Origin of the sequence: Sphingobacterium sp. UBA7253, from assembly GCF_002472745.1 — a bacterium.
Classification (GTDB): domain Bacteria; phylum Bacteroidota; class Bacteroidia; order Sphingobacteriales; family Sphingobacteriaceae; genus Sphingobacterium; species Sphingobacterium siyangense.
In genome coordinates this window covers 1-24,891 of the sequence record NZ_DKSP01000123.1, presented here as the reverse complement: position 1 = coordinate 24,891, position 24,891 = coordinate 1, and the positions used below count along the sequence as shown (strand labels likewise).

16 protein-coding genes are annotated in these 24,891 nt (G+C 41.6%); 5 read left to right on the top strand and 11 right to left on the bottom strand.

The window, feature by feature from the left end:
* A partial coding sequence (locus B2X72_RS12760; RefSeq protein WP_286849774.1) for a helix-turn-helix domain-containing protein occupies nt 1–320 on the top strand: 320 nt, incomplete at its 5' end.
* Between the two features lie 56 nt (nt 321–376).
* On the opposite strand, the gene B2X72_RS12755 is transcribed toward B2X72_RS12760, so the two are convergent.
* The 9 genes from B2X72_RS12755 to B2X72_RS12715 all read right to left on the bottom strand — a co-directional run bounded on the left by B2X72_RS12755 (nt 377) and on the right by B2X72_RS12715 (nt 13,193).
* Entirely contained in the window at nt 377–679 is a 303-nt protein-coding gene (locus B2X72_RS12755; RefSeq protein ID WP_286849776.1) for an MBL fold metallo-hydrolase, read from the bottom strand.
* A complete protein-coding gene (locus B2X72_RS12750) occupies nt 664–945 on the bottom strand; it encodes a hypothetical protein (protein ID WP_286849772.1) in 282 nt (93 codons plus the stop codon). The genes B2X72_RS12755 and B2X72_RS12750 overlap by 16 nt, the downstream gene beginning before the upstream one ends.
* A 232-nt stretch (nt 946–1,177) precedes the next feature.
* Nucleotides 1,178–2,650, bottom strand: coding sequence for a TlpA disulfide reductase family protein (locus B2X72_RS12745; RefSeq protein WP_286849770.1), 1,473 nt, complete (start codon nt 2,648–2,650; stop codon nt 1,178–1,180).
* 28 nt (nt 2,651–2,678) lie between these two features.
* A complete protein-coding gene (locus B2X72_RS12740; RefSeq protein ID WP_286849768.1) occupies nt 2,679–4,064 on the bottom strand; it encodes a RagB/SusD family nutrient uptake outer membrane protein in 1,386 nt (461 codons plus the stop codon).
* Between the two features lie 11 nt (nt 4,065–4,075).
* Nucleotides 4,076–7,426 (bottom strand): SusC/RagA family TonB-linked outer membrane protein, encoded by a 3,351-nt coding sequence (locus B2X72_RS12735; protein WP_286849766.1) that lies wholly within the window; start codon nt 7,424–7,426, stop codon nt 4,076–4,078.
* Between the two features lie 24 nt (nt 7,427–7,450).
* Nucleotides 7,451–8,467 (bottom strand): FecR family protein, encoded by a 1,017-nt coding sequence (locus B2X72_RS12730; protein ID WP_286849764.1) that lies wholly within the window; start codon nt 8,465–8,467, stop codon nt 7,451–7,453.
* Between the two features lie 83 nt (nt 8,468–8,550).
* Nucleotides 8,551–9,141 carry an RNA polymerase sigma factor gene (locus B2X72_RS12725; RefSeq protein WP_075991593.1) on the bottom strand — a complete coding sequence of 197 codons (591 nt, stop codon included), beginning with the start codon at nt 9,139–9,141 and terminating at the stop codon, nt 8,551–8,553.
* 587 nt (nt 9,142–9,728) lie between these two features.
* A complete protein-coding gene (locus B2X72_RS12720) occupies nt 9,729–11,330 on the bottom strand; it encodes a sulfatase (protein WP_286802350.1) in 1,602 nt (533 codons plus the stop codon).
* Between the two features lie 33 nt (nt 11,331–11,363).
* On the bottom strand, nt 11,364–13,193 hold the full coding sequence (locus B2X72_RS12715; protein ID WP_286849762.1) for a right-handed parallel beta-helix repeat-containing protein: 1,830 nt from the start codon (nt 13,191–13,193) through the stop codon (nt 11,364–11,366).
* Between the two features lie 190 nt (nt 13,194–13,383).
* On the opposite strand from B2X72_RS12715, the gene B2X72_RS12710 reads away from it, so the two are divergent.
* Nucleotides 13,384–13,509 (top strand): hypothetical protein, encoded by a 126-nt coding sequence (locus B2X72_RS12710; protein ID WP_286802355.1) that lies wholly within the window; start codon nt 13,384–13,386, stop codon nt 13,507–13,509.
* 97 nt (nt 13,510–13,606) lie between these two features.
* A complete protein-coding gene (locus tag B2X72_RS12705; protein WP_286849760.1) occupies nt 13,607–15,862 on the top strand; it encodes a GH92 family glycosyl hydrolase in 2,256 nt (751 codons plus the stop codon).
* Nucleotides 15,863–16,048: 186 nt separating this feature from the next.
* Here the strand turns inward: B2X72_RS12705 and B2X72_RS12700 are convergent, their stop codons facing one another.
* Both B2X72_RS12700 and B2X72_RS12695 read right to left on the bottom strand, forming a co-directional pair.
* Nucleotides 16,049–18,535 carry a glycoside hydrolase family 95 protein gene (locus tag B2X72_RS12700; protein WP_286849758.1) on the bottom strand — a complete coding sequence of 829 codons (2,487 nt, stop codon included), beginning with the start codon at nt 18,533–18,535 and terminating at the stop codon, nt 16,049–16,051.
* A gap of 3 nt (nt 18,536–18,538) precedes the next feature.
* Complete coding sequence (locus B2X72_RS12695; RefSeq protein ID WP_286849756.1) at nt 18,539–19,783, bottom strand: glycoside hydrolase family 71/99-like protein; 1,245 nt, start codon at nt 19,781–19,783, stop codon at nt 18,539–18,541.
* A 323-nt stretch (nt 19,784–20,106) separates the two neighbouring features.
* Between B2X72_RS12695 and B2X72_RS12690 the strand changes: the two genes are divergently transcribed.
* Both B2X72_RS12690 and B2X72_RS12685 read left to right on the top strand, forming a co-directional pair.
* Entirely contained in the window at nt 20,107–23,220 is a 3,114-nt protein-coding gene (locus tag B2X72_RS12690) for a SusC/RagA family TonB-linked outer membrane protein (RefSeq protein WP_286849754.1), read from the top strand.
* 9 nt (nt 23,221–23,229) lie between these two features.
* Nucleotides 23,230–24,846 (top strand): RagB/SusD family nutrient uptake outer membrane protein, encoded by a 1,617-nt coding sequence (locus B2X72_RS12685; protein WP_070567424.1) that lies wholly within the window; start codon nt 23,230–23,232, stop codon nt 24,844–24,846.
* Nucleotides 24,847–24,891: the final 45 nt, after the last annotated feature.

Genomic DNA, 24,891 nt, shown 5'->3' with positions numbered 1-24,891 from the left:
TTTCGGAGCCGCATAAGATTGATCTCGAGCAGTTTATGGTTGAAAACTATCGGTACAATGTGCCTTTAGAAAACTTTGCCAAACTAACTGGGCGGAGTTTAGCAAGCTTTAAACGTGATTTTGAGAAAATATTCCAGACCTCTCCCCGAAAATGGCTGCAAGAAAGACGTCTTTCTGAGGCTTATTATCTAATTGAAAATAAGCGACAAAAACCTGCAGATTTTTATCTTGATCTGGGTTTTGAAAACCTTTCTCATTTTTATGCTTCTTTCAAGGAGAAGTTTGGCATAACACCAGCGACTATCAATTCCGTTGCTTAACATTATTTCCGCCACCAGTAGCTAGGTGTTAAAGGGGGCTGATCGAGGTCGATGACCTAGCCGATCATGGGGGTAAGCATAGGCTGTTGTTGTCGTATTGCTTCCTTGGAAATACGTTCTAGAGGTTCATTCCAGGCATGATTGGCCAATACAAACTTGGACGAATGAACCGGAAACAGTAAGGAAGCTTTGAGATCATGTGCCGCTTGGACAACCTCCTCCGGCATCATGTGTATGTGTTTCCAACTGAGGTCGTATTGGCCATTCTCCAATATAGCCAGGTCAAAAGGGCCCAATTGATTACCTATCTCTTTGAAGTGGTTATCGTAGCCGCTGTCCCCGCCTAAATAGAGCCGTATGGAAGGTGTTTGGAGCGCTTAAAAAAATAATCGTATAGGGCGACGGTCCAGGGCTGCGTGAGCTGTGGTGTAGGGCTGCTATTCTGGAATTTTCCGTCTTTAAACTGTTTCGATAGCTGTATGCGTTGAAGTCTTTCACCCGAGGGTCTTTTGCCGAATTGTGGATGCATCATATATAGTCCGATAAGAGCGATGAGAACTGCCAGTCCTAAGATTGTTCTTTTCAAAAATAGAAGCCACTTCTTCCTGTTGTTTCTTGTTGCCATCTGCATATTGTATAGCAACAAATATAAGACTGCTGAGACAGATCTATTTTTGCTGATAGCTCAAATTTATTTGCTGTATGGCTCATTTCGGCGGATTCATCCGATCCACAATATAAAGAAAGTCTTAAAGCCCATAAAAATTCTTCTTTTACGCTCGGGAGTTGGTTGGATTATAGTTGGCTGGATATTAAAAAAAAGGGGGCTGTCCGATCTTTTTGGACGCCCCCTTTTTTTACCCTTTGTAAGGTTTTTTAGCGGCTTCGATGAGCTCTTTCATTTCTAATTTAATGTAATCTACATTTGGGGTAGATCCCGTAAGAAAATAACGTATATTTCCTTCCTTATCAATAATAAATTTTGCTGGAATTCCTTTGACTCCAAATTTCGCGGCCATAACTTCTCCGGTTTGTGGATCTTTTTGATCGTCATAGAGCACTTCAAAAGGATAATTATTCTTGGTGATAAAGGATATCACATTTTCCTTATAGTTCTTATCACGCTCCCAGGTATTCATGAATAAGAATTGTACATCCTTATCATCTGCATAAGAGTCCTGTGCTGCCTTCATTCCTGGAAATGAACGGATACATGGCTGACACCAAGTTGCCCAAAAATCCAATACCACAACTTTTCCCTTTAAACTGGCTAGGGATACTTTTTCGCCTTTAAGATTGAGTAATTCAAAATTAGGTGCAGGTTTAAAAGTTGCCATTTCTTTGATATGGTTGCGAATGTTTTGCGTTAACACTATTTTTAAGGATGCATTAAAATTCTCGTAGCCTTGAACAGATCCGTTCAATTCAGTATATAATTTTTTAAGATCATTTTCGACCGCAAATTGTCCTTTAGCATATAACTTGGTGAGAATATTATATGCCTCAAGCTTTCTTCCTGTGCCCATTAAAGATTTGTAGTATACCATCGCTAGACCATCCGCTTGCTCTGGCGCAGCTTTGAGCGCATTCTCAATATAATTTAGCGCTTCAGCGTATTTTTTTTGAGCAACAAGAATATTTACATAGGCTGACATGGAGCTTGCGTATCCCATCGCTGCAAAGCGAGCTTTATTGTCTTTTTGGTTCTCGGGAAGTGTTAAATAGTAATAGCTATCATCCATAGCGGTCTTTAGTAGTGGAGCCGCTGTAGTCGTGTCGCCTGCGCTCAGCAAAATTTGACCAACAGGTATATAGCCATTTCCGCGCCAGAATCGTTCTTTCAATTCTCCTAGATAATATACTGCTTTTTGTGCATTTCCATCGTTGGCAAAACTTTGTGCTAAATTAGCCAATACATAATCATAAGTCAGTGGTTCTTCCTTGAAGTTTTTAACTGGCCATTTTTTGATAAGGTCGTTATAAGCTTTTTCTTTTTGTACTGGCGTACTTGCATTGTAAAAAACATCTGTGATAAAGGCATCACGGGTTAGTGATCCTTTTGGATATTTTTTCTTAGCCAGTACTTCTGCAGATGCCTGCAGATCTTCTTTCCCTAAAGAACGCAAAATGTTGATTGTAGTACGGTAGTCTTCTTCTGATTTATAAGTCTTTAATTCGCTCATTAATACATTAGCAAGCGAATCCTTTTGTACCAACGTACCTTTTTCTATAATGGGGAGATACTGTTGGTATTTGTTTTTTGCTGGTTGTTGTGCAAAAGATGCTGTTAGCGAAAACACCAACGCAGCCGTTAAGATTTTTGTTTTCATTTTTTGTCTGTATGATTTTTTAAATTCATTAATCTTGGTATCCTGGATTCTGTGTCAGTTTATTGTTGATCAAAATCTGGGCTTGTGGAATGGGATACAAGACATCCGTGGCCTGCCAGTTTGATTTGATTGGAGACAATACAGCGGTAGCACGATCGGTCCGCTTGAGGTCGAGCCAACGATGGCCGAACTCACCGAAAAATTCGTGCAGGCGTTCTGTTTCTATTGCAGATAGTAATTGTGTTTGGTTTAAGCTTGAATTAAGTCCTGCAAGTCCAGCGCGAGAACGGACAGCATCCACATCTGTCCGGGCTTCGGCAAGTTTTCCCAATTTAGCCCTCGCTTCCGCGCGAATAAGATACTGCTCGGCTAAGCGAAGCATAATATGGTATTCGGAACCTGTTCCCGAGGATACTTTATATTTGGTTATGGCATAATAGATTTTGTTGGAGACCGTCTTTGGACTTGTCCAATTTGTTTTTCTTAAGTCAACCGTCGGAGATGTCTCAAAGCTATTGTACACAGCGTCCGGTAGGGTGTAGCCGGGTGTAGCTGTAGCCGCGGTAATATAATTGGAGCCAAATGTCGTTACTCCCGTTTGATTGCCAAGTTGAAGGATAACCTCATTACTTGAGTTTACAAAATTTTTATCTGGTGTCGGCATGCCATAATCAGATGACTGTAATACTTTGGTGGCATAAGATTCGGCATTTTGATAATCCTTTTGGTAGAGATAAACTCTTGCCAATAGTGCGCTTGCAGCAGTTTTGTTAGCTCTTCCTCTCGGGCTTGCCGTTGCATCATAGGCCGTCGCCATCTTACTTTCCGCATCTTTTAGATCAGCAATAATCTGATCATATACTTGCTGTGCAGAAGTTCGCGGAAGAATTGCATCTTCAAAAGCGTGGAGGTCATCACGTAATTGCAATGGCACATCACCATAGAGGTTGACGAGATAGAAATAGGTATAAGCCCTAAAAAATTTCGCTTCGCCCAGGAGCTGATCTTTTACACTAGGGGTAAGGCTGGTGGATGCGTCGAGACTCGATATCGCATTGTTTGCATTCTTGATAAGTTGGTAGCAATTTGACCAGAAATTAGCGACATTCCCATTTGTGTTCAGCAGGTTATTGCTGGCGAATTCCGAGGTATTTGCATCAGCCGCATTGTATTGAAGGTCGTCTGCAGCGATTCCTGTATAAAAGGTTGAAGTCCCAGCGAGATTGATGCTTAATGTTGTGGTATACAATCCGCGTATGACACTATTTGCAGAAGCATCTGTAGAGAATGCTTCGCCAGCTACAACTTGTGTCGGTGGAGCGCCCAATTCCACAAATTTTTCGCAGGAGCTGGTCAAAAGAGTTCCACTGGTAATTGCTAATAATAGTATATTTTTATTGATGTTTAATTTCATGATCTCTAGTTTTAAAATTGATAGTTAAATCCAAATACAATCGTCCGCAATGGAGGCAATACCTGGGCAATCGTTCCAGTTCCTAAACCAGATGGACCGCCTTGCACGGTCGTTTCGGTATCCAGGACATATTTGTTCTTGGCCCAAGTAAAGAGATTTTGCCCTTGCATAAATACATTACAATTAGACATTTTTAATCTCGAAGTCCAGCTTTTGGGCAGGTTGTAAGATAAATTGACAGACCTCAATTTAATATAGGAAGCATCCCCATAGACAGCATCAGAGCTGGTATATTGATTATAAGAGTTGCTTAATGCAACTCCATCAGCTGAAGATGCCGGTACTGTCGGGATAATTGCTCCCGGGATATTGGTATTGCTGTTATTTGGTGTCCATCTGTCCAACCAGTAATCATTTTGGTTGAGCATAGCCCCCGGTCTCGTGTTGAGGATTTTAGTTACTCCAAAGCGGTGGTTAAATTGAAAAAATACACCGAGCTCGAAGCCTTTGTAGGAAAAAGTATTGTTAAATCCACCATAGAAAGGTGTACCTAAGTTAGCAACGTATCGGTCATCGCCCGTTATAGCCCCATCGCCATTGCGGTCTTCGTATAACGCTCTTCCTGTTGTGGGGTCTACACCTTGATAGTGATACAAACGGACCATATTGAGCGGCTCACCAACTAGAAAGCTACTTGAATAAAATGTGTTTTCAATTCCAGGAAATTCGACAAGTTTGTTTTTATAAAACGTGAAATTAGCAGATGTTTTCCATGTAAAATTTTCATTTGTAATATTGGTGGTATTCAACTCCAATTCCAAGCCTGTATTTTGGATCAATGCCGGTAGGTTTTCTTTGTAACTGTTGTAGCCCGTTTGAGTACTTAAAACTAAATCAGTTATCTGGTCAGAAGAACGATTTCTGAAAAAGTTTCCCGTAAACAAAATTCGATCTTTCAAGAAACCTAGATCTAAAGCAAACTCCAGTTTTTTGGTTGTTTCCCACTTGATATATTCATTTGGAAGTGTTCCAATATTCATGGAAGGATTATTCAGATATGCGGTTGTTGAAGAGTAGAGTGGAAGATAAAGGTAATTTGAAATTTGATCATTACCTGTAGTTCCATAGCTCGCTCTCAATTTACCAAAACTTAAAAACGTTAGATTATCTTGTATAAAATCCTCTTTTCCAAAGACCCATCCTAGCCCTATTGCTCCAAAATTTCCGAATCGGTTTTTAGGTCCAAAACGAGATGAGCCATCTCTTCTAAAAGTTCCATTAAACAAATATTTCTCTTTCCAGTCGTAATTTACTTTTCCGAATAGTGCATTGTATTTGTAATATACGAGGTTATTGCTGGCAGTGAATAATCCTGCGGCACTGAGCGAACCTAAAAGTGCATCGTTTGAATAATTAGAACCATTGGTTGTCTGTGAACGGGATGAATTTTGCTGAAAACTTGTTCCAATTAATGCCGTAAATTTACCTTCGCCGATACTTTTTACATAATCCAATGTCGGTTCAATAATCCAATTTTCGGCCTTTGTATTAGAGAAACTGGAAGATCCAAGCGGGTTGGAGACGGTGTTATTTAAGGAAGTAATTGGGCGTTGATTATTTTGGTTCAACTGTGTGATGGTATAGCCAAAATTTGCTTTTGCTGTCAGTCCAGGTAGAATTTTGTAACTCAGATTGGCGTTCGAGATCAGATTATTGGTATTACCAAAGTATTTCCGTTCGAGCAAGGCGATTGGGTTGTCAATAAAAGCTGATGACGGTAACCAATAGTATTTTCCATTGTCACTATAGATTGGATAATTGGGGGGCAAATTGTAGAGAGATGTGACATCAGAGGAAGGCATATCGGAATTGTCGTTGGCATAGCTAACTGATAAAGCGGCATTGAATTTTTTGTCAGAGGAGGTGTGATCCAAGTTTAACCGTGAGGTAAAGCGACTGTTTTTGCTATCTCCATAAAAAACAGTACTCTCGCGTCTATATCCCGAATTAAAGAAAAAACGGGTAGATTCGTTTCCACCAGACATATTCGCTTGAACGTCGGTAATATGTCCTTTGTTTCCAATCAGCATTTTCTGCCAATCTGTCGATTTGTTCTGATCCCATAACATAAGATCTGGAGCGTTATCGGCTGTAGGTGTAACTCCAGCATTAGCAAAAGCCTCTTTTCTTAGCGTGAGATATTGTTCTAGATTCAACATAGGGATAAAGTGGTTGACCTCGGTAAATCCGGTGTTAAAGTTTACACCAATGCGAGTACGACCTGCAGATCCTTTTTTTGTGGTGATCAATACGACACCATTTGCGCCCCGGCTACCATAGATCGCTGTAGCGTCGGCATCTTTCAAGACATCGATACGTTCAATATCCGCTGGATTAATCATGCTGAAGGGACTTAAGCCGCCTGAAGAAGCTGAGATACCAAATGAATTGAGGTTATCTGTTGCAGGTTGTCCGCCGTTAAAATTGGTAAATGGAACTCCATCAACCACGTATAGCGGTATTGAACCAGAGGTTGTTCCACTTAATGACGCTTGATTCCTAATCTGAATCTGAACAGCACTTCCGGGCACACCATTGTTTTGGGCGATCAATACACCGGACATTCTTCCCGATAGTGCGGCAAGGGGATTACTTACAGGTTGAGAGGTAATGTCCTTCGCTGTGATCGAAGCAACTGATCCCGTATTCAGTCTACGTGTTGTCGTACCGTAGCCAATAACAACCACTTCTTCTAAGCTTCCTTCTTCCGGTTTCAGTTTAATAGGAGTAGAATTGGCAATAAGCTGCTTTGCAGTGATATCAACCTTCTGATAACCAATAAAAGAAAAAGTAATAATGACATCGTCATTTGGAATACGCAGTCCCCATTGTCCATTGACATCCGTTGCGGTACTCGTTTGCATATTGCGGTATTCTGCTTTTTGCCAGTCCTTTATGATAACAGATACTCCTGCCAAAGGCGTTCCATTTTCATTGACTACTTGGCCCGCAATGTGTTGCTGATTCTCTTTTTTTTCTTTTATAGCGATAATGTCATTGTCCAATACTTCCCATGTTAGGTTGCTCCCGGCCAGAGACTGGGAAAGAAGATCTTTTACACTGATTTTCTTTCCAACAATATTGATTGTCGAGTTTGGGAGAGTCGATTTGCTAAAGAACATTTTGTATTTGCTCTTGTCATTGATTGTTTGAAATACATCTTCGAGTTTTCCTCCCTGGACGGAGACATCAATTTTTTCAGTTTGAGAATAGGCGAAGCTCTGTATATGCATGGCGCTAAGACAAATGAGCAGTAAAGCCAATCTCGACTCTTTTCTAAATTTGGGTTTTGTTTTGTTCATGTGAGTTATATAGGTTGATTGTTTTTAGAGTAGTTGTATTTGATTTTTCCCCGTTTTTTTAATTTGAAAGTAATTGACAGTTTGTAATGCTTTTAGGATATTTTCTAGTTGTTCGTTTTCGAATGTTGCTGAATAGCGTTGGTTAGCAACTGCTTTGTTTGTAATTTTAATTTCCACGCCATACATGCGTTCTAGTTTTAAGGCGATATCCAGTAATCTATCATCTTGAATGGTAATCCGATTTAATAACCATTCGGTTTCTAACGCGGATCCGTCTTTTTCAGAGATGGAAAATGGCTGAATAGCTATTGCCATAGGAGCCGATGCGGTTTTAGTAGTTGTAGATGGGAATTCCTTTTCAACTCCATATACCTTTCTGATCACAAACTTTTCTTTGGGCTTTAATATAAATTTCTGATTGTCAGTTCCTTTTTTCCAGATGGATACTTTGCCACGTACCAAAGCTGTTTGGGCATTATTTTCTTCGGCATAATCGCGCACATTGAAAGCGGTTCCCAGTACGCTAATTTCCATTTTTGGTGTATGAATAAGGAAGGGCTTGGATGGATTTTTGGCGACATCGAAAAATGCTTCCCCAATCAAAGTAACTTCACGTGTGCTGGAATCTTTGAATGAGGCGGGATAGATTATTTTGCTCGAAGCATTAAGTGTAACTTTTGTACCATCTTCTAGAACAATTCGCTGCTGTTGTCCGTTTGTTAGCGTAATTTCTCGATTGTTTGGTTGCGCAATTTTGTAAAGATAAAGAGCTGTAAAAGCGATACAGAGGATAGCTGCAGCTGCTGCAATTCTAGGGAAATTGAATGTTTTCTGATTCCTCCGAGTCAGTTTCTTTATAATTCTGCCATGAATGCGTGCTTTGAGTGCTTTCTGTACATGATCGGGTAGTGTTTTGATTAAATTCGGTCGGGATGAAAATGAATCGAAAAAACGTTCTACGACGTCCATTTCTTCCGAATTGGCTTCGCCTTTTAAGTATTTGTCAATTAGCTTTTCGAGCTCTTGGTTAGGATATTGCATATGATTAGTACAATGTTCACTTAAATAGTGCCCCTAAAAGGAAAAAATGTACTAGTCTAAATTGGTGTTTATTTGTAATTTACTTATTTACAGTTGTATAAAATTATGAGTAGCGTCAAAAAATGTTGGATAACAAGTTTTTTTAATTTTTGAATTGATACTCCGAGGTGATTTTGAACTGTATTTTGGGAAGTTTCTGTCAAATCACTAATTTCTTTTGTGGTAAGTCCATCTAAGTATCTCATTTTAAAGATTTCTTTTCTTTTTTGTGGGAGATGGGCTACCCATTGTTCAATTAAAGATTTTAAATCCTTTTCGGCATACTGATCTCCTTCCAGAATTTCATAACTTCGATAAAGGTGATGATTTTCTTCGATAAGGATATTTCTGCGTTTGTTTTTCTTATAGGTTTCAAAGACTTTGTATTTCATGCATGCAATGAGGTAGGATTTCAGGTTGTGAATCTCTCTACTGGGACAGTGTTCCCAAAGTTCAATAAATACATCCTGAACAATCTCTTCACAGGAAGCTAAATCTTCGAGTCTTTTGTAAGATTCATCTAAAAGTAAAGACCAATATTTATCATACAAAATATTGAAAGCCTCTAAATCGCCTTCTCGGAGCCTAGCTAACAAGCTTGCATCATTATGAGCTGGATCTTTATCGTTTTTCATGATATGATAGTGTGAAGTTGAATTCCTTAGATTGGTAGGGTTGAGGAATGTAACTTTTTTTCAATATTACAGATTTTATTAAATAAGGTCAAGATCTGTACGTATTTTTTATTTTTTGTGTTTAATCTTTTGAAATTCATTAAACATTTGACATCATCATTTGGGCTTATATTCATAAGAAATTGGTTTTTGAGCCGTAATTAACTCAAAATTAGGTTGAATAAAATTAAAATAGAATTCACTTTTAATTTTTCGAATAAATAGTCAAAAGTACATTTGTTTTTGGATGAGTGCTGAAATTTATCTTGTTTTATGCTTGCAGAGCCATAAAAAATTCGGTTTTTATTGTCAAGGTTTAATAATATTTTAAATTAATAAAAGACCCCTAATGTTGATTACATTAAATTAGAAATGCGTGAACTGATTGAATCTGCAAAAAAAGAAAAAAAAGGATAGTTGTCAGGATAGCAACAGATTTTGCTAAATCGTATCTTCGAAGGAGAGGATAAACCAGCGAAGCCCCGATATGTACTTTCGGGGCTTCGTTGTATCGGGGCTTCGCTGTATAAGTCATCCAAGCAGGCCCCTTAATCCATCAGCTTAATTTGATCAGGATAGGGGATCTGCTGTCCCGTAGCTTTGTAGGTCGGCAACTGAGCCTTCCAAGTCCGGAGCTGATCAGAAAGTAATTTGCTGAGCTCGCTGGTTTTTCCTTTCATTTTTGGGGCAAGGTTGTTGAGTTCACCGATATCTTGCTGCAGGTTGTAAAGTTCAAGCTTCCCATTTTTCATGTCGTAAAGTAACTTATAATCTCCTTGTCTTATTGCCGAGAAAAAGTTGATTCCAGGGCCATCTGGTACTGTCCACTTGTTGGGGATATTCCATACCAATGGACGGCTGTTCCAATTGTCGGACCTATTACCTTCCATTAAGGGCAAAAGATTTTTTCCATCTGGTTTTTCCTGTACGAGCTGATAGCGATCTATTTTGGCTAAACTGAGAATCGTTGGAAAGAGATCTTCGACCATAACAGGGGTAGCATCTGTGCTTGCAGGGTGCTGTTTGGCCTGTTTGATCAACAGAGGAACCCGGATTCCACCTTCGTAAACCGACCCTTTCCCAGCTTTTAATGGTAGGTTCTGTGTATGGCTTGGTCCGGTGCGCATTGGGCTGAGGCTTAGTCCGCCATTGTCGCTAAGGAAAATAATGACGGTGTTATCGTACAGGTTTTTGTCTTTAAGAAATTGAACGATATCACCCATACTTTTGTCATAACCTTCGACTAGTGAAGCATAAGCTGCTTCAGTGGAATCTAAGCCGCGGTCGAGGTATTTTTGTACAAAACGTGGATCGGGTTGGATCGGGACATGCACCGCATAGTTGGAAAAATTAAGGAAAAAAGGCTCCTTACGGCGTATAGGTTCCTCCAGTGCCTTCAGCGCCTCCCGGGTTAAGGCTTCCGTTAAAAATGTGGATGTGCCATGGTATTCCATAAGATCGGGAACTGCCTGATAACCTGCTTTACCAGGAAGGTTTCCGTAATTCTGCTCGCCATAGTAGTTTTGTGGATGCCCAGCGGAGTGTCCTGCAATATTGACCATAAAACCCAAATTTAAAGGGCTGGCACCAGGTGTTCCGGCAGATCCCCAATGTGCTTTACCCACATGAATGGTATAGTAACCATTGGCCTTAAGGATGCTTGGAAATGGAGTAGCATATATCGTATGTGGTATATTGGGCACAGGGCTTAGTCCGTTGATATTCCAATCCGGTGGATTCAACAATTCATCTTTGCTATCGGTCGGGGTGTCAGCTTTGGGATGGGTCCAATTGGTGACACGATGATGAGCAGCATTTAAACCGGTCAGAAAGCTCACCCGGGAAGGTGTGCACACCGGTGTTGCATACGCATTGGTAAATTTAATGGCTTCTTTGGCCAATGTTTCCAGATAGGGGGTATGAAACTTTTCGTTGATTGGCGTTTTGACCTTGTAAAATGGTTCGGACATGTCCTGCCAACCGAGGTCGTCCACAAAAAACACGACAATATTGGGGCGTTCTGTTGTGGATACCGATTGGTGCTTCTGCTTAACTTTAGTTCGGTTGACTGTTTGCGCATGGCCTCCTACATGCATACCGATAAATAACACCGCAAGGGTGAATGATAAATTGTTTTTGTGAAATAACATAGGGACAGTTTATAGTTTAAATATCGGGACTTGTTATTGATCCAAGGTTTGTAAATCACTTTGTTTGCCATTTACCGTATTGTTTGAAATAATGCTATTTGCGACACGTTCAAAAAATAAGGGCTTTTTATTCCAATGAAATGCAGGATATTCCTTATTGGTCTTGATTTGATTGTTGCGAAAGACCAATCCATTGACTGATTTGGCGTAAAGAATAGGCTTATCGAAGGTTTCAAAGCGGTTGTCTTCGATGACGATATGGCTATGGAAGTATTTCTGCTGATTTTTTAAATCCGGAATTTCTGGATAGATCGATATAATCGCATTGGTAAATTGGAACATATTGGTCAAGGCATTGATAAAAGTATTGTTCCGGATTTGAATATCGTGGCAGCTACCCGTTTCGTACCAACCATTGGCATCGCCACACAGGAGAATAGCTGTACCTGAAGTATGATCAAAGCGGTTGTTTTCTACCAGGGTCTTTTTTGGCGTACTGAATAGAGCACCCCGTGCTCGATTGTGGCGTATGGTATTGCCACTAAATAGCACACGTGGCGTCCATGTGAGGTTTTCGATGCCAATATCCATTTTTGTTGGGTCAATAGCTGGGTCCAAAGCATTACTTAAAGTAATCTTGAATTCGCGGATTGGATCTGAGGCTTTCTCGCGTAAAACGCTAATGGATTGGATCTTATTTTTCTGGTCCCAGAGTTCCATTGTACTGGATCGGATAAATTGGACCGTATCCCCCTGGTAGCCCCAGTCAAATCCGTAGGATTGATCGTGCATATAACGACCGATCAATGTTTTGTCGTCTAGTCGTTTGGTGATCTTCAGGTAGGTGCCATGGATATTGATGGCATCATCCATCATATTTTCATACAGTCCATTCTTCGATACAATAACACCCTTGCAACCCGAAAAATGTGTTGCGTCGGCCTGAGCTGTAAAATAACGCGGATCCTGATCGCTGCGAAGTGCAATTCGGAAACCTTCCAATGTGATGTTGTCCGTTAATTGAGCTAGCAAACCCATGCCTTCGGCGTAATGGACGGCGATATTTTCAAGTCGTATATTTTTTCCTTTATGGACAAATACGCCCGGACTGGGACGAAATCCCGCGCGCATGGCAACGACGGTACCCGGTATAAGCTTGCTATTCTTCCATTGCTGCGCTTGAATAATACCCTGAGAGAGCTCTTTCACTTTGGTTGTGCCCACGCGGATATCGCTTGTATTATAGACTATCCGTTTGGTCTTTTCTTCAAAGGCAATCCCCGATGTCGGTCTCAGTTGCCAGCCTTCACCGGTATTGTAAAATATGCTGTCTTTGATCGTATAGGTTACCCAAGGTGCAGTTTGATAAGTAATTGTACCGTTGATTGTATCGTTTTGTAAAATCTTGACCTGGCAGATCTGAGGGCGCTCAAAATCGATGTGGATATTTTTCAACGTGAGGTTTTTATTCTCGATCAATGCGATAGGTAACATGCGTCCATGATAGATAAAGTCTGATCCTTGTCCATCAATTGTGATGTTGTCGCAATTTTCAAATGCCATACCTACGGTTTTGGGGTTGTCCTGATCGTGATTGGAGATGTAGTATTCGCGGGTTAGCGCCCCTTCTGGATGAAAGTCATAACGTCCCTTTTTGAATTTTAAAATAATAGGTTCTTTCTTGCCAATCTTGCTGAAGATGGATTGAATAGCTTTATTGACCAATGCAGTACTATTGTTGCCCGTGTTGGGAACAACACCATAGGTGGAAAGATCGATAATCTTCGTCGCGGACTGTGCAAGGCTGTCAAAATAAATAAATGGTAGGAGAAGGATAAGTAAATAAGGTTTTAGGATGTTCATGATGTCCTGCTATTGATAAATTGGTTTATATCGCACAAGTTCCCTATGGGATTGGCTTGTCGAATATAGGGATAATCGTTCAACATCCAAATTAAGTCGTAAAGCGTAGCGTTTTTTTTACGCACTACATCAATCAACATTTATCTTGCAGTTCAAAGGTAAATGGTATGCTTTTTACCATCACAGTGAAATGTCACAAAAAAATGGCGAATTCACCGATGGGCTTCGCTCTATCTGCGTAGACCGCTTGGAGTACAATAAGGACGGCAGTATCAAGAAGGTAAAGCAGACTGGATTATTGACAGGTCCCAAATAATCGATGGACACGAAGACGATATGTTGCCAAAAAAAATTAACTTTAGGGGCGGAACAACTGTTTCGCCCTTAAACCATCGAACACTTAATTGTTTAAAATGCTAACGAAGAATATCAAACGTAAAACCAATACATTGTTACGCACAATATGCTGCTGTTCTCTTCTTTCGGTCAGTATGCTAAAAGGTTTTTCCCAAGCTAAAATGACGAAAGATTATGTTGACTATGTCAATCCTTATATGGGCAACATCAGCCATTTATTGGTGCCAACCTATCCAACAGTCCACTTGCCAAACAGCCTTTTGCGCGTTTATCCTGAGCGTGGAGACTATACGTCAGACCGTCTGTTCGGTCTGCCGCTTATCGTTACCAGCCATCGTGGAAAATCGGCATTCAATCTTAGTCCCATGGTGAAATTGCCAGGCAGTTTGAAACCGGTACAACTGTATAGTTACGATCAGGAGGAAATACATCCGTATGCCTATTCGGTGCTGTTGGATCAGGAGAATATTCAGGTAGACTATGCGCTGTCGCATCAGTCGGGGATGTATACCTTTACGTTTCCAACAACTTCTACAAAATATCTTCAGTTCAACTCGCAGGAAGGAAAACTTCAATGGGACGGACAGGGACTTTCGGGTACACAGGATATTGGTAATGGAACGCATGTGTATATTTATGCTATTCCCGAATCCAAGCCTGTTGCGGTAAAGCGACTGCAAGGCCAACAACTTGAAAATGCAACAGAAGCTGTTGGTAAGAATTCGTGTATGGTATTGGAGTTCAATCAGGCAGGGACTAGCTTGCGCATGAAATATGGTGTTTCATTTATCGATGTCGCACAGGCAAAAGCCAATTTAAAGCGTGAAATCAGCGACTTTGATCAAAAGAAGCTGGCTGAAAAAGGCCGTAAAATATGGAACGACGCTTTAGGTAAAATTGCCGTGGAAGGCGACAATGAGTCCAATAAACATGTGTTTTATACCTCCTTATACCGCACCTACGAAAGGCCAGTCAATATTTCTGAGGATGGCCGTTATTATAGTGCGTTCGACGGTAAGGTCCATCAGGACGAGGGCAAACCTTTTTTTACCGATGACTGGATCTGGGACTCCTACCGGGCACATCATCCATTGCGGGTACTGTTAGAGCCTGGCACAGAATCCTTGATCCTCAATTCTTTTGTCCGGATGTCTGAACAGATGGAGCAGCCTTGGTTACCTACTTTCCCTGAGATTACGGGTGATAGTAGACGGATGAATTCCAATCATGGTGTAGCAACTTTGTTGGATGCTTACCGCAAAGGAGTACGTAATTTTGACATCAAGAAAGCCTATCTGGCAGCAAAAGGTGCGATTACAGAAAAGACGCTAGCTCCTTGGTCGGGAAAAGCCGCGGGGAAATTAGACGAATTTTTTAAGGAGAAAGGCTATATTCCAGCATTATATCCAGGTGAGAAAGAAACGATACCAGAAGTAAACGGTTTTGAACGGAGACAGCCTGTCGCTGTAACCTTGGGTACCTCTTACGACTTATGGTGCTTGGCACAGCTTGCTCAAGAATTGGGTAACCAGGCTGACTATGATCTCTTTATGAAGCAATCTTTCAATTATAGAAATCTTTTCAACGAACAGACCAAATTTTTTCATCCCAAAGATGACAAAGGAAATTTTATCATGCCTTTTGATTATGTGTTTTCTGGCGGACAGGGAGCACGGGAGTATTATGGTGAAAACAATGCGTGGATATATCGTTGGGATGTACAGCACAACATTCCGGATCTGATCAAATTGATGGGGGGAAATGAATTGTTTGTCAAATACCTTGATGAGATGTTTCAGCAACCTTTGGGTCGGTCGAAATTTGATTTTTATGGGCAGCTTCCCGATCATACAGGTAATGTTGGACAATTTTCCATGGCGAACGAGCCGGCTTTGCATATTCCTTATCTCTACAATTACGCCGGACAACCTTGGATGACACAGAAACGGATACATAAACTGATCGGTGAGTGGTTTAGAAACGATCTTATGGGGGTACCGGGCGATGAAGACGGTGGAGGGATGTCAGCTTTTGTGGTCTTTTCCCAAATGGGCTTCTATCCTGTAACACCAGGTCTGACTTCCTACAGCATCGGCTCTCCATTTTTCCAGAAAGTGAGCATGCAGCTTCCTAATGGCAAGTCTTTTGTAATTATCGGCAAGAATGCATCTGCAAAAAACAAATACATTCAATCGGCGAAATTAAATGGTCAGCCGCTGAACGTTCCACAGCTGACCCATGCCGATGTGCTGAAAGGTGGCACATTGGAATTTGTGATGGGGGATAGCGCAAATCGAAATTGGGGAAACTAACAAAGCTTGCTTACCGGCATGTGTATGTCAGAAAGTAAAAAAGGTAAAAAGCGCTGTTGATCATCGATCAACAGCGCTTTTGTTTATGGATAGCTTTGTCCTATTGTCTATACGCGGTAGGATATTCGCCTTGCTTTAAATCGAATAACCAAAACTTTGATAAGCAGCTCAAATATGGATGCTCCCTTATTGAAACATATCGGGGGTAATCAAGACTGCTGTACCTTTTGTTCCATTCCGTTCGATCTGTTTACCTGCATAGCTGATACAGACCGGACCATTACTGCTGGGTAGGATTTCGGCTTTTTTAAGCTTACCGTTTTCCCATTGTATATTCACCGTACGATTACCTCTTGCTTTAAGTCCGGTTACGCTTCCCTGATCCATGTTGTGGCTTAAAGCGGGTAGCAGCTCGATCAGGTAATTGTTGTTTTTGTCCCTGACCTGGCTTTGCAGCAGCATTTCGGCAATCGCTGCGGTCGCGCCAAAGTTCCCGTCAATTTGGAAAGGTGGGTGATTATCGAACAGATTGGGCAGTGTCTTGTCACTGATCAGGTTATACAATAAGCGGTAGGCATGTTCTCCGTCATGCAATCTATTCCACATATTGATTTTCCAGGCTAGACTCCAACCTGTACCATGATCGCCCCGACTTAATAGCGTCTTTTTTGCAGCTTCGGCTAGTTCGGGCGTATTAACGATTGAAATCTGGTTGCTCGGATGCAAACCAAATAAATGTGAGGTATGCCTATGATTTACCTCTGTCTCTTTATAATCTTCGATCCATTCCATAATGCGGCCTGTTTCTTTGCTGATTTGTGTTGGAATAAGTTTGGTTAAGGCAGCTTGACAGCGTTGTCTGAAATCAGGATCGCAATCTAAGAGCTTTGTGGCTTCAACACAATTTTGCAGGAGGTCGCGGATAATCTGTGTATCCATGGTGGCACCGTAGGTAAAACTGGAAACTTCACCCGATGGTAGGATAAAACTATTCTCAGGGGAATGTGAAGGGTTGGTGGTCCAATAACCGGCAAATGATTTACCTTGGGGGATTTTGACCATAAAATCCAAAATAAATTCAGCCGCTCCTTTCATAATAGGATAAGCCTGGACTTTTAAAAATTCTCGGTCGCCAGTATAGTTATAATGTTCCCAGGGGTGCTGCGCCATCCAGGCCGATCCCATGGGCCAAATGCCCTGTACGCCATCGGCTGGAGCTGTGTAGCCCCAGACATCGGTGAGATGATGTACCACCCAGCCTTTGGCTCCATAGAGCTTGCTTGCGGTACGCTCACCAAAAGGAATTAATGCCTTCGTCAGGTCAAATAGGGGCTTATGCAATTCAGAAAGATTGGTTACCTCGGCAGGCCAATAGTTCATTTGCAAATTAATATTGGTATGAAAATCAGCATTCCAAGGTGGATCCATCTGCCAAGCCCATAAGCCCTGCAAATTTGCCGGCATATGTCCTGGACGTGAACTGCTGATTAAAAGGTAACGACCAAACTGAAAGAATTTGTTGACTAAGGTATTAGGTACCTTTTGCAATTCTTTTGTCAACCGAATGAGTGAATCGGTGGGTAGTTTTGCGAGTTTATCTTGTTCTGGATCAGGAAGATTCAACTTGACCCGATTAAAATACTGTTGGTAATCTTCTATATGAGCTTGTTTTAACTGTTGATAATGCTGTTTGTTCAGGCTACTGATTACCTTGCGGCAGCTTGCAAGTGGATCAATATCCACCGGGGTTTGTGGATAGGCGATATGCTTCAATCCGGGATAATCCGTAGCAGCGGTGACGATGATGGTAATCTCATCTGCTCCGGTAATCGCTATGCGGCCGTCGGCATTGATAAGTTTACCGCCTTTAAGGATTACTTTTGCAATTGCGGCAAACTTTGTTCCGCGCTCATGGGCATGAGCAGATTGGCCAATTTGCCCCTGAAGTAGCAATTGTGTGGGATCTGTCGGATCAGCCGTGCAACTGAAATCCTGGGCTCTTTTCCAGGTGAAGTTTAGATCGAGTGCCTGTTTCTTGTTTGCTGTATAATGGATGACCATCGCGTTGGCAGGAGCTGAAATGAATGACTCGCGAAAGAACTTGACGCCATTATACACGTAGCTTGTTTGTTGCAATGCACGCTCAAGATCAAGCGAGCGCGCATACTGTTCAGCTTTAAGATGGGGCATATCAAACCATAGTTCGCCAAGCGACTGATAGGGTTTGATGTTTTTGGGTAAGCCCATCAAAGTTGTGTCTGCAAGGTCGATTGCTTCTTTATTTTTACCTTCAAAAAGAAGTTGTTGTATGCGGGGCAGATACATTTTCCCCTTGGGATTATTGGGATCCTGCGGATGACCGGCCCAAAGCGTACTTTCGTTCAGTTGGATGCGTTCATCGGCGACACCACCAAAAAACATAGCACCGAGCTGACCGTTACCGAGCGGTAACGCTTCCTCCCAAACTCCTGCGGGGCGTGCATAGCATAACGTTAAAGGGCCTGCGGAAAGACTTGCTGCCGACTGAATCTGTGTGCGGTCTGTCCAGAATTGCGTGATCTTATGTTGCCGCTGACTAGCTGGGGCATCTATTATTTTAGTGGACTGCTGTGCCTTAATTGTTGTGTTGCCCATCAGTAGCAGTGCGCAGTATAGGAGCGTTTTTATTTTCATCTTTTAGTTTCTTTTTGGTTGTTTTACGGGGACTGAGGTTTTGGTTTTTAGGTATTTGCTTGCCTGTCCGGTTAACCAAAGATAATGATCATTGGGAAGATTATCTTCAATACCGACAAATGAACCTGTTCCATTAAGTGGGACATCTTTTTGATGCAGTGTCTTGAATATGGCGGTACCTTCGTCGACTTCATCAAACATGGCGATGTAGAGCATTTGAGCACCAATAGAAAGGTTATACTGTAATTGTTTCCATAAGAAATTTCCGGAATCACGAGGGACAAAGGCACGTGAACTCCCAGTCATGTTCGTCCAGGAGAATCCAGGGAAGCAAAGTGGAGCATAATCGATTTGATGTTGTTTGCACCAGTCCATATCATCTTTGATCAAGGATTTGAACTGATCGAATCCGGCCTGATTATATCGACCAACAAACCAAGGCATAATGATATCTGATTTTTTGATGAGTTCATGCAAAAATGGATCGGATTCAGTATCCTGGCGTAATTCTCGCCAATAAGTCGGTACGCCAAGAAGTACGCTATAGCCGTTTTGTTTGAGGTAATTGACAATACGCTCGGCTGTTTTGAGATTATACTTGCGACCGTCGTTAAATCCGATACCCCAAACGGCAATCAGTGGTTTGCCATGATGAAAAAGATAGGTTTTGGCGCGATCACGCTTTTTGAGGTTCCATTCTTTTTCAAGGGCGGCTACATCGTCCATTAAGATTTTGTCGTCACCATCTTTAATGCCACTAAGGTCGTACATCACGCAGATTGCGCGGTCAAATTCATTGGCTGAATGAATAGCCGAAGTCAACACTGTGTTGAAGTGGTTGCGACCACTGGGGTTAGCGATCTCACCCACGAATCGTTGCATAAATACGCCATCGATTCCGTATTGTTGCATCCATTTAAAATGGAGGTTGACGGAAGAATAGTCATGTGCGCTATAGAGTTTAGCGGGCTTTCCCTCTTTTGTCATAAAAGAACTGTCATAGGTTATTTGATAGGCGCTGACGTCGGGCCAAAAATCGATATTTGTAGAACCGGGTTGGAATCCGTTTTTTCCACGGTAATGGTACCATCCGCGGTCTGCACCATCCGTAGGACTATTGAACCAGCCTTGGTAGCCGGCCATAACAAGGCCGCTATACGAGTCGTATTGTTTTTGTGCGAATAGTAAGCCTACCGAAAAAAGTAGACAGATGCCAAGAAGATGGAATTTGAGCGTTTTAGCTATCATATCGATTTATAATTAAGTTATGCCGCTAAATATCGATTAACCCAATTAATAGTCCATTAATAAAGTATTAATGGAACATATAAGTATTTGTTTTTAATATAACAACAGCGTTCCAGCTTGGATGCAGCCGGTTGCATTGTTTTCTATACTAAAAAAGTGACAAAGTGAATTTCAATAAATAGAAGTCAATCGATTGCGTTATTTACGCAATCGATTTCGTGACACCGTTGTTTTGTTCCCATAAAATATCCCTCTAATTTAACGGGCTGAACCAGTCAATCTAATACTAAACTGACAGACTCAATTTTACTAACTATTTAATTATGATTTCAAAATTTACAAGTAACCAAAAGGTAAGCCTGCTTGCTATTGCTCTTCTTGTTGCGTCTTCGCAAAGTTTGTGGGCCGCAGAAATGCCGATTGCATTTAAACATACAGCAAACAAGGTCGCTCAGAACCAAGTTACCGGGAAAGTAACCGCAGAAGATGGTCCTCTTGCGTCTGCGACTGTTTCGGTCAAAGGAACATCGGTATCGACATCTACAGATGCAAAGGGAACATTTGCAATTCGAGCTAAAGCTGGAGATATTTTGCTTGTTAGTAGCGTTGGCTACAAAACCAAAGAAGTGACAGTTACAGGAACGACCCTATCAATTCAGCTGGAAAGTAATAATGAGGCATTGGAGGAAGTGGTCGTTGTGGGATTCGCTAAACAAAAGAAGGTAAATTTAACCGGTGCGGTACAAGCGATCACGTCAAAAGATCTACAGGATCGTCCGGTTACCAATGTATCTTCTGCGATCCAGGGTAAATTTTCGGGTGTAACGATTACCCAAAATTCAGGACAGCCCGGTAAAGACAACGGTACGATCCGTATTCGTGGGCTGGGTACCATCAATAATGCGAATCCGCTTGTTATTGTTGATGGAATAGAAAGCTCGATGAATAATATCAACCCCAACGATATCGAAAGTGTTTCGGTATTGAAAGACGGACCTAGTGCAGCAATTTACGGCTCTAAGGCTGCAAACGGGGTTATCTTGATTACGACCAAAAAGGGCGGTAGTGGCAAGCCGCAATTGAATTATACAGGCTATGCCGGTATTCAGGATCCAACACGTCTACCGGAATATATGAACTCTTATGACCATGCTGTTATCTTAAATGAGGCCCTTAAAAATGAAGGGAAGACACAGCGTTTTTCCCAGCAGGATCTTGAACTTTTCAAAAATGGATCTGATCCGGACGGTCATCCCAATACGGATTGGTTAGGACTGCTCTACAAGGGATCGGGCTTTCAACAATCGCATAATTTGCAAGTTACAGGTGGAACAGAAGATGTGCAATATATGGCTTCCGGAGGCTATCTAGGGCAGAAAGGTGTTATTAAAGTAGCGAGTTCGGACCGGTATAATTTACGCACAAATGTTGGTGCAAAAGTATCTTCCAGGCTTCGATTTGATCTAGGACTGGCGTATAACTATCAACGTATCACCGAACCTGTAAATCCTTATACAGGTGATATGGCGCAGATCTTTAGACAGGTAAACCGTATTCCTAGTTTTATTCCTTATAAATACAGTAATGGTGTATATGGTCGTGGTAGCGATGGTAACCCAATTGCATGGATGGATCTCGAAGCCAAGGATAATATGACCTATAAACATACGCAGGTCAATTTCTCCGGTGAATTTAAGATTATGGATGGATTGAAGATCAAACAAGTTGTTGGCTTTCAACCGATCGACAATATGTCTTCCAAATTCGTCAAAGACATCCAATACTATGCACCGAACGGTGATTTGGGACCTAAGCAAGGGGTGAATAATCTGACTGTTTACAACTTTCAATCTGAACGATTGACTTTTCAAACCTTGTTGACCTATGACAAAAAGATTGGTGACCATCAGATCAATGTTTTAGGTGGTTTTATGGATGAAACATTCCGTGCGGATTACTCCAGTGCTTATGCACAAGGTTTCTTAAATAATGATTTTTCAGAACTGAATTTGGGCAGCAAAGACGGAATGAAAGTCGATGGGGGAGCCAAAAAGCTAATATTACGCTCTTTCTTCGGTCGTATCAATTATGCATTTGCGGATAAGTACCTATTGGAAGCCAATGTGAGACGTGATGGAACATCGCGATTCTTGGGAAGCAATCGTTGGAGTACATTCCCGTCTTTCTCAGCAGGATGGCGTATTTCTCAGGAAGATTTCTTTAAAGAATCCTCGTTGTCTGATGTAATCTCAGAATTGAAATTAAGAGGCGGTTGGGGTAAACTAGGAAACCAACAATTAGCGGCAACATCAGACAATTCATATCCTTCTTCCGACGCCTATTATCCAGGCTTATTTACCATTTCTCCTGGTTATAACTATTCTTTTGGTGGTGAGATTAGTTCCGGTGGAGCCATTGTAGAGTCGGCAAACCCAATATTAAAATGGGAGTCAACGACAAGTACCAACATTGGTCTAGACCTGAACTTCAAAAATAATCTGGGCTTTGTATTTGAATACTTTGACCGTAAAACTGATGGGGTGTTGTTAAAACTGCCTGTATCGAACTTATATGGTCTTCCAGCGCCTTACCAAAATGCAGGAAAAGTGCAAAATAATGGGGTAGAGCTACAAGTCAACTATCAAAATAGCATCGGAGATTTCAAATATAGCATTGCCGCAAACGGTTCTTATATCAACAACCAGATTAAAAAATGGGCCAGTGACGAACCACAGGTCAATGGAACTTTCTATATCTATGAGCAGGGACGACCAATCCGTTCGTTTTATGGCTACGAAACTGCTGGAATCTATCGTTCGGACGAGGAATATAAAAACAGTGGTATTCAAGGGGTGAACGGAACTGTAGGTGCTGGTGATATTATCTATAAAGATCAGAATGGCGATAAGAAAATCGATGGAAATGACCGTGTATATCTAGGTTCGCCCGATCCAAAATTTATCTTTGGTCTGACCTCCAATATGAGTTATAAAAACTTTGATCTGAGCCTATTCTTCCAAGGTGCGGCTAAAGTACAGGGCTATCTTTGGGGCGAAGCCATTGGCGGGATCTCGGGATCGGATAAACCGACAACCATTTTTGCAGATCGTTTCAATGCAGAGACCAATCCAAACGGATCTATGCCGAGGGCATTGACCAGTTGGTCACAAAATAGCCCTTCAGGCACTCCTTCCGATTTCTGGATCCAGAATGCAAGTTATGTCCGCTTGAAGAATATCACCTTCGGTTATACCTTACCAAAAACGTTTACGGATAGAATCGGTATTAAGGGGGCTAAAGTATACTATAGTGGACAAAATCTCTTGACTTTTACCGGATTTGCTAAAGGATTTGATCCGGAGGCCCCAGCGGATTCTAGAGGTAATTACTATCCCCAAGTGAAAACAAATGTGTTTGGTCTTAACGTAAACTTTTAATTGAAAATCATGAAACTTAGAAATATAACGATTGCATTGAGCGTAGCCACCTTACTGTTCTCTTGTCAAAAACTCGATCAGGAACCGTTGGATGCCTATAATGCCGATAATTTTTGGAAAACGGAAGCAGAAACCGATTTTGCTGTAACAGGTTTGTACAGCGGTACAAGGGGAAGCGACGGTAAGCTGGCCGAAGGATCTGCTTGGGAAGACGGTACCCAGATTTTTTACATGGACTGTACGTCGGATAACTCCAATAGTGATTTCCCTTGGGAAGGATTCCAGGCTTTAGGAAATGGCACCGCAACACCGACAAACGCTGGAAATGCAGAGGCCCGCTATACGTACGAGCATATCCGTCGAGCCAATTACATCCTTGAAAATATTGAAAAATCACCGGTTAATGCTGAAAAGAAGAAGCGGCTGACCGCCGAGGTACGCGTTATACGAGCATACAAGTATTTTGATTTGGCGACCTTATTTGGGGGAGTGCCTATCATTACGAAAACTTTGACGACAGAAAATTCGTTTGTGCCTGCAAATACGCAAAAGCAAGTATTGGAATTTGTGGAAAAAGAATTGAAAGAAGCTGCTGCAGATTTGTCGTTTGCTAAGGGTGGCGGCCGTATGTCCAAAGGTGCTGCCCTTGGTTTATTGGCGCGCTGTTATGCTTTTGAGAAGAAATACCAGGATGTCATCAATACAACACAGGAGATCATTTCTTCGGCTAATTATAAATTATTCGATGATTATGCGACCTTATTTGAAGAGGCAAATGAAAATAACAGTGAGGTCATGATGAATATCGAATATTTGGTAAATATTCAAGGATATACTTCACTTGGTATTATGCTGCCCAATTCAATGGGGGGATGGGGGTCTATTGTACCAACACAGAGTCTGGTAGATGCTTACGAAACTGCCGATGGACAGACTATTGGCGAGTCAAAATCTTATGACCCTGCCAGTCCATATGAAAAAAGAGATCCACGCCTGGGCGCAACAATTGTTTACCCAGGAGCACTGTACAATGGTAAATATTTCGATCCATTAAATCCGAAATCGGAAGATTATCCATCTGGTCCAGATAATGCATCTAGCACAGCTTACAACTATAAAAAATATATCCAAAATCCGAGCAGTTATGCGAACATTTGGAACGTAGGTACCAACATTATTGTGATGCGTTATGCCGAAATGCTTTTGTTAAATGCGGAAGCAAAGATTGAATTGGGGATTATCGATAATACCGTATATGATAATATCGATCTAGTTCGCCAGCGCGCTAAGATGCCAAAAGTAGATAAAGCCGTATACAGTGGCCAGAGCAAACTGCGTGAATTGGTACGTCGTGAGCTCCGTGTAGAATTCGCCGGAGAAGGACGCCGTCGCTTTGATATTATTCGTTGGGGAATAGCCAAAGACGTAATGAACGGTCCTGTAAATGGCGCGCTGTCGAAAGGTACGGTGGATCCTAAAACAGGCAAGGTTACCTATACTTCGTTAACTGATCGTTTTTTCTCTGAAAATAGATCGTTCAAAGCTGGAAAAAATGAATTGTGGCCAATTCCACAAGCTGTCATCGATAATAGCAAAGGAACGTTGAAGCAAAATGTAGGGTATTAATTTTCTCCTGCTATATTTTTTACGAAGCAAGCAAGCAAGCAAGCA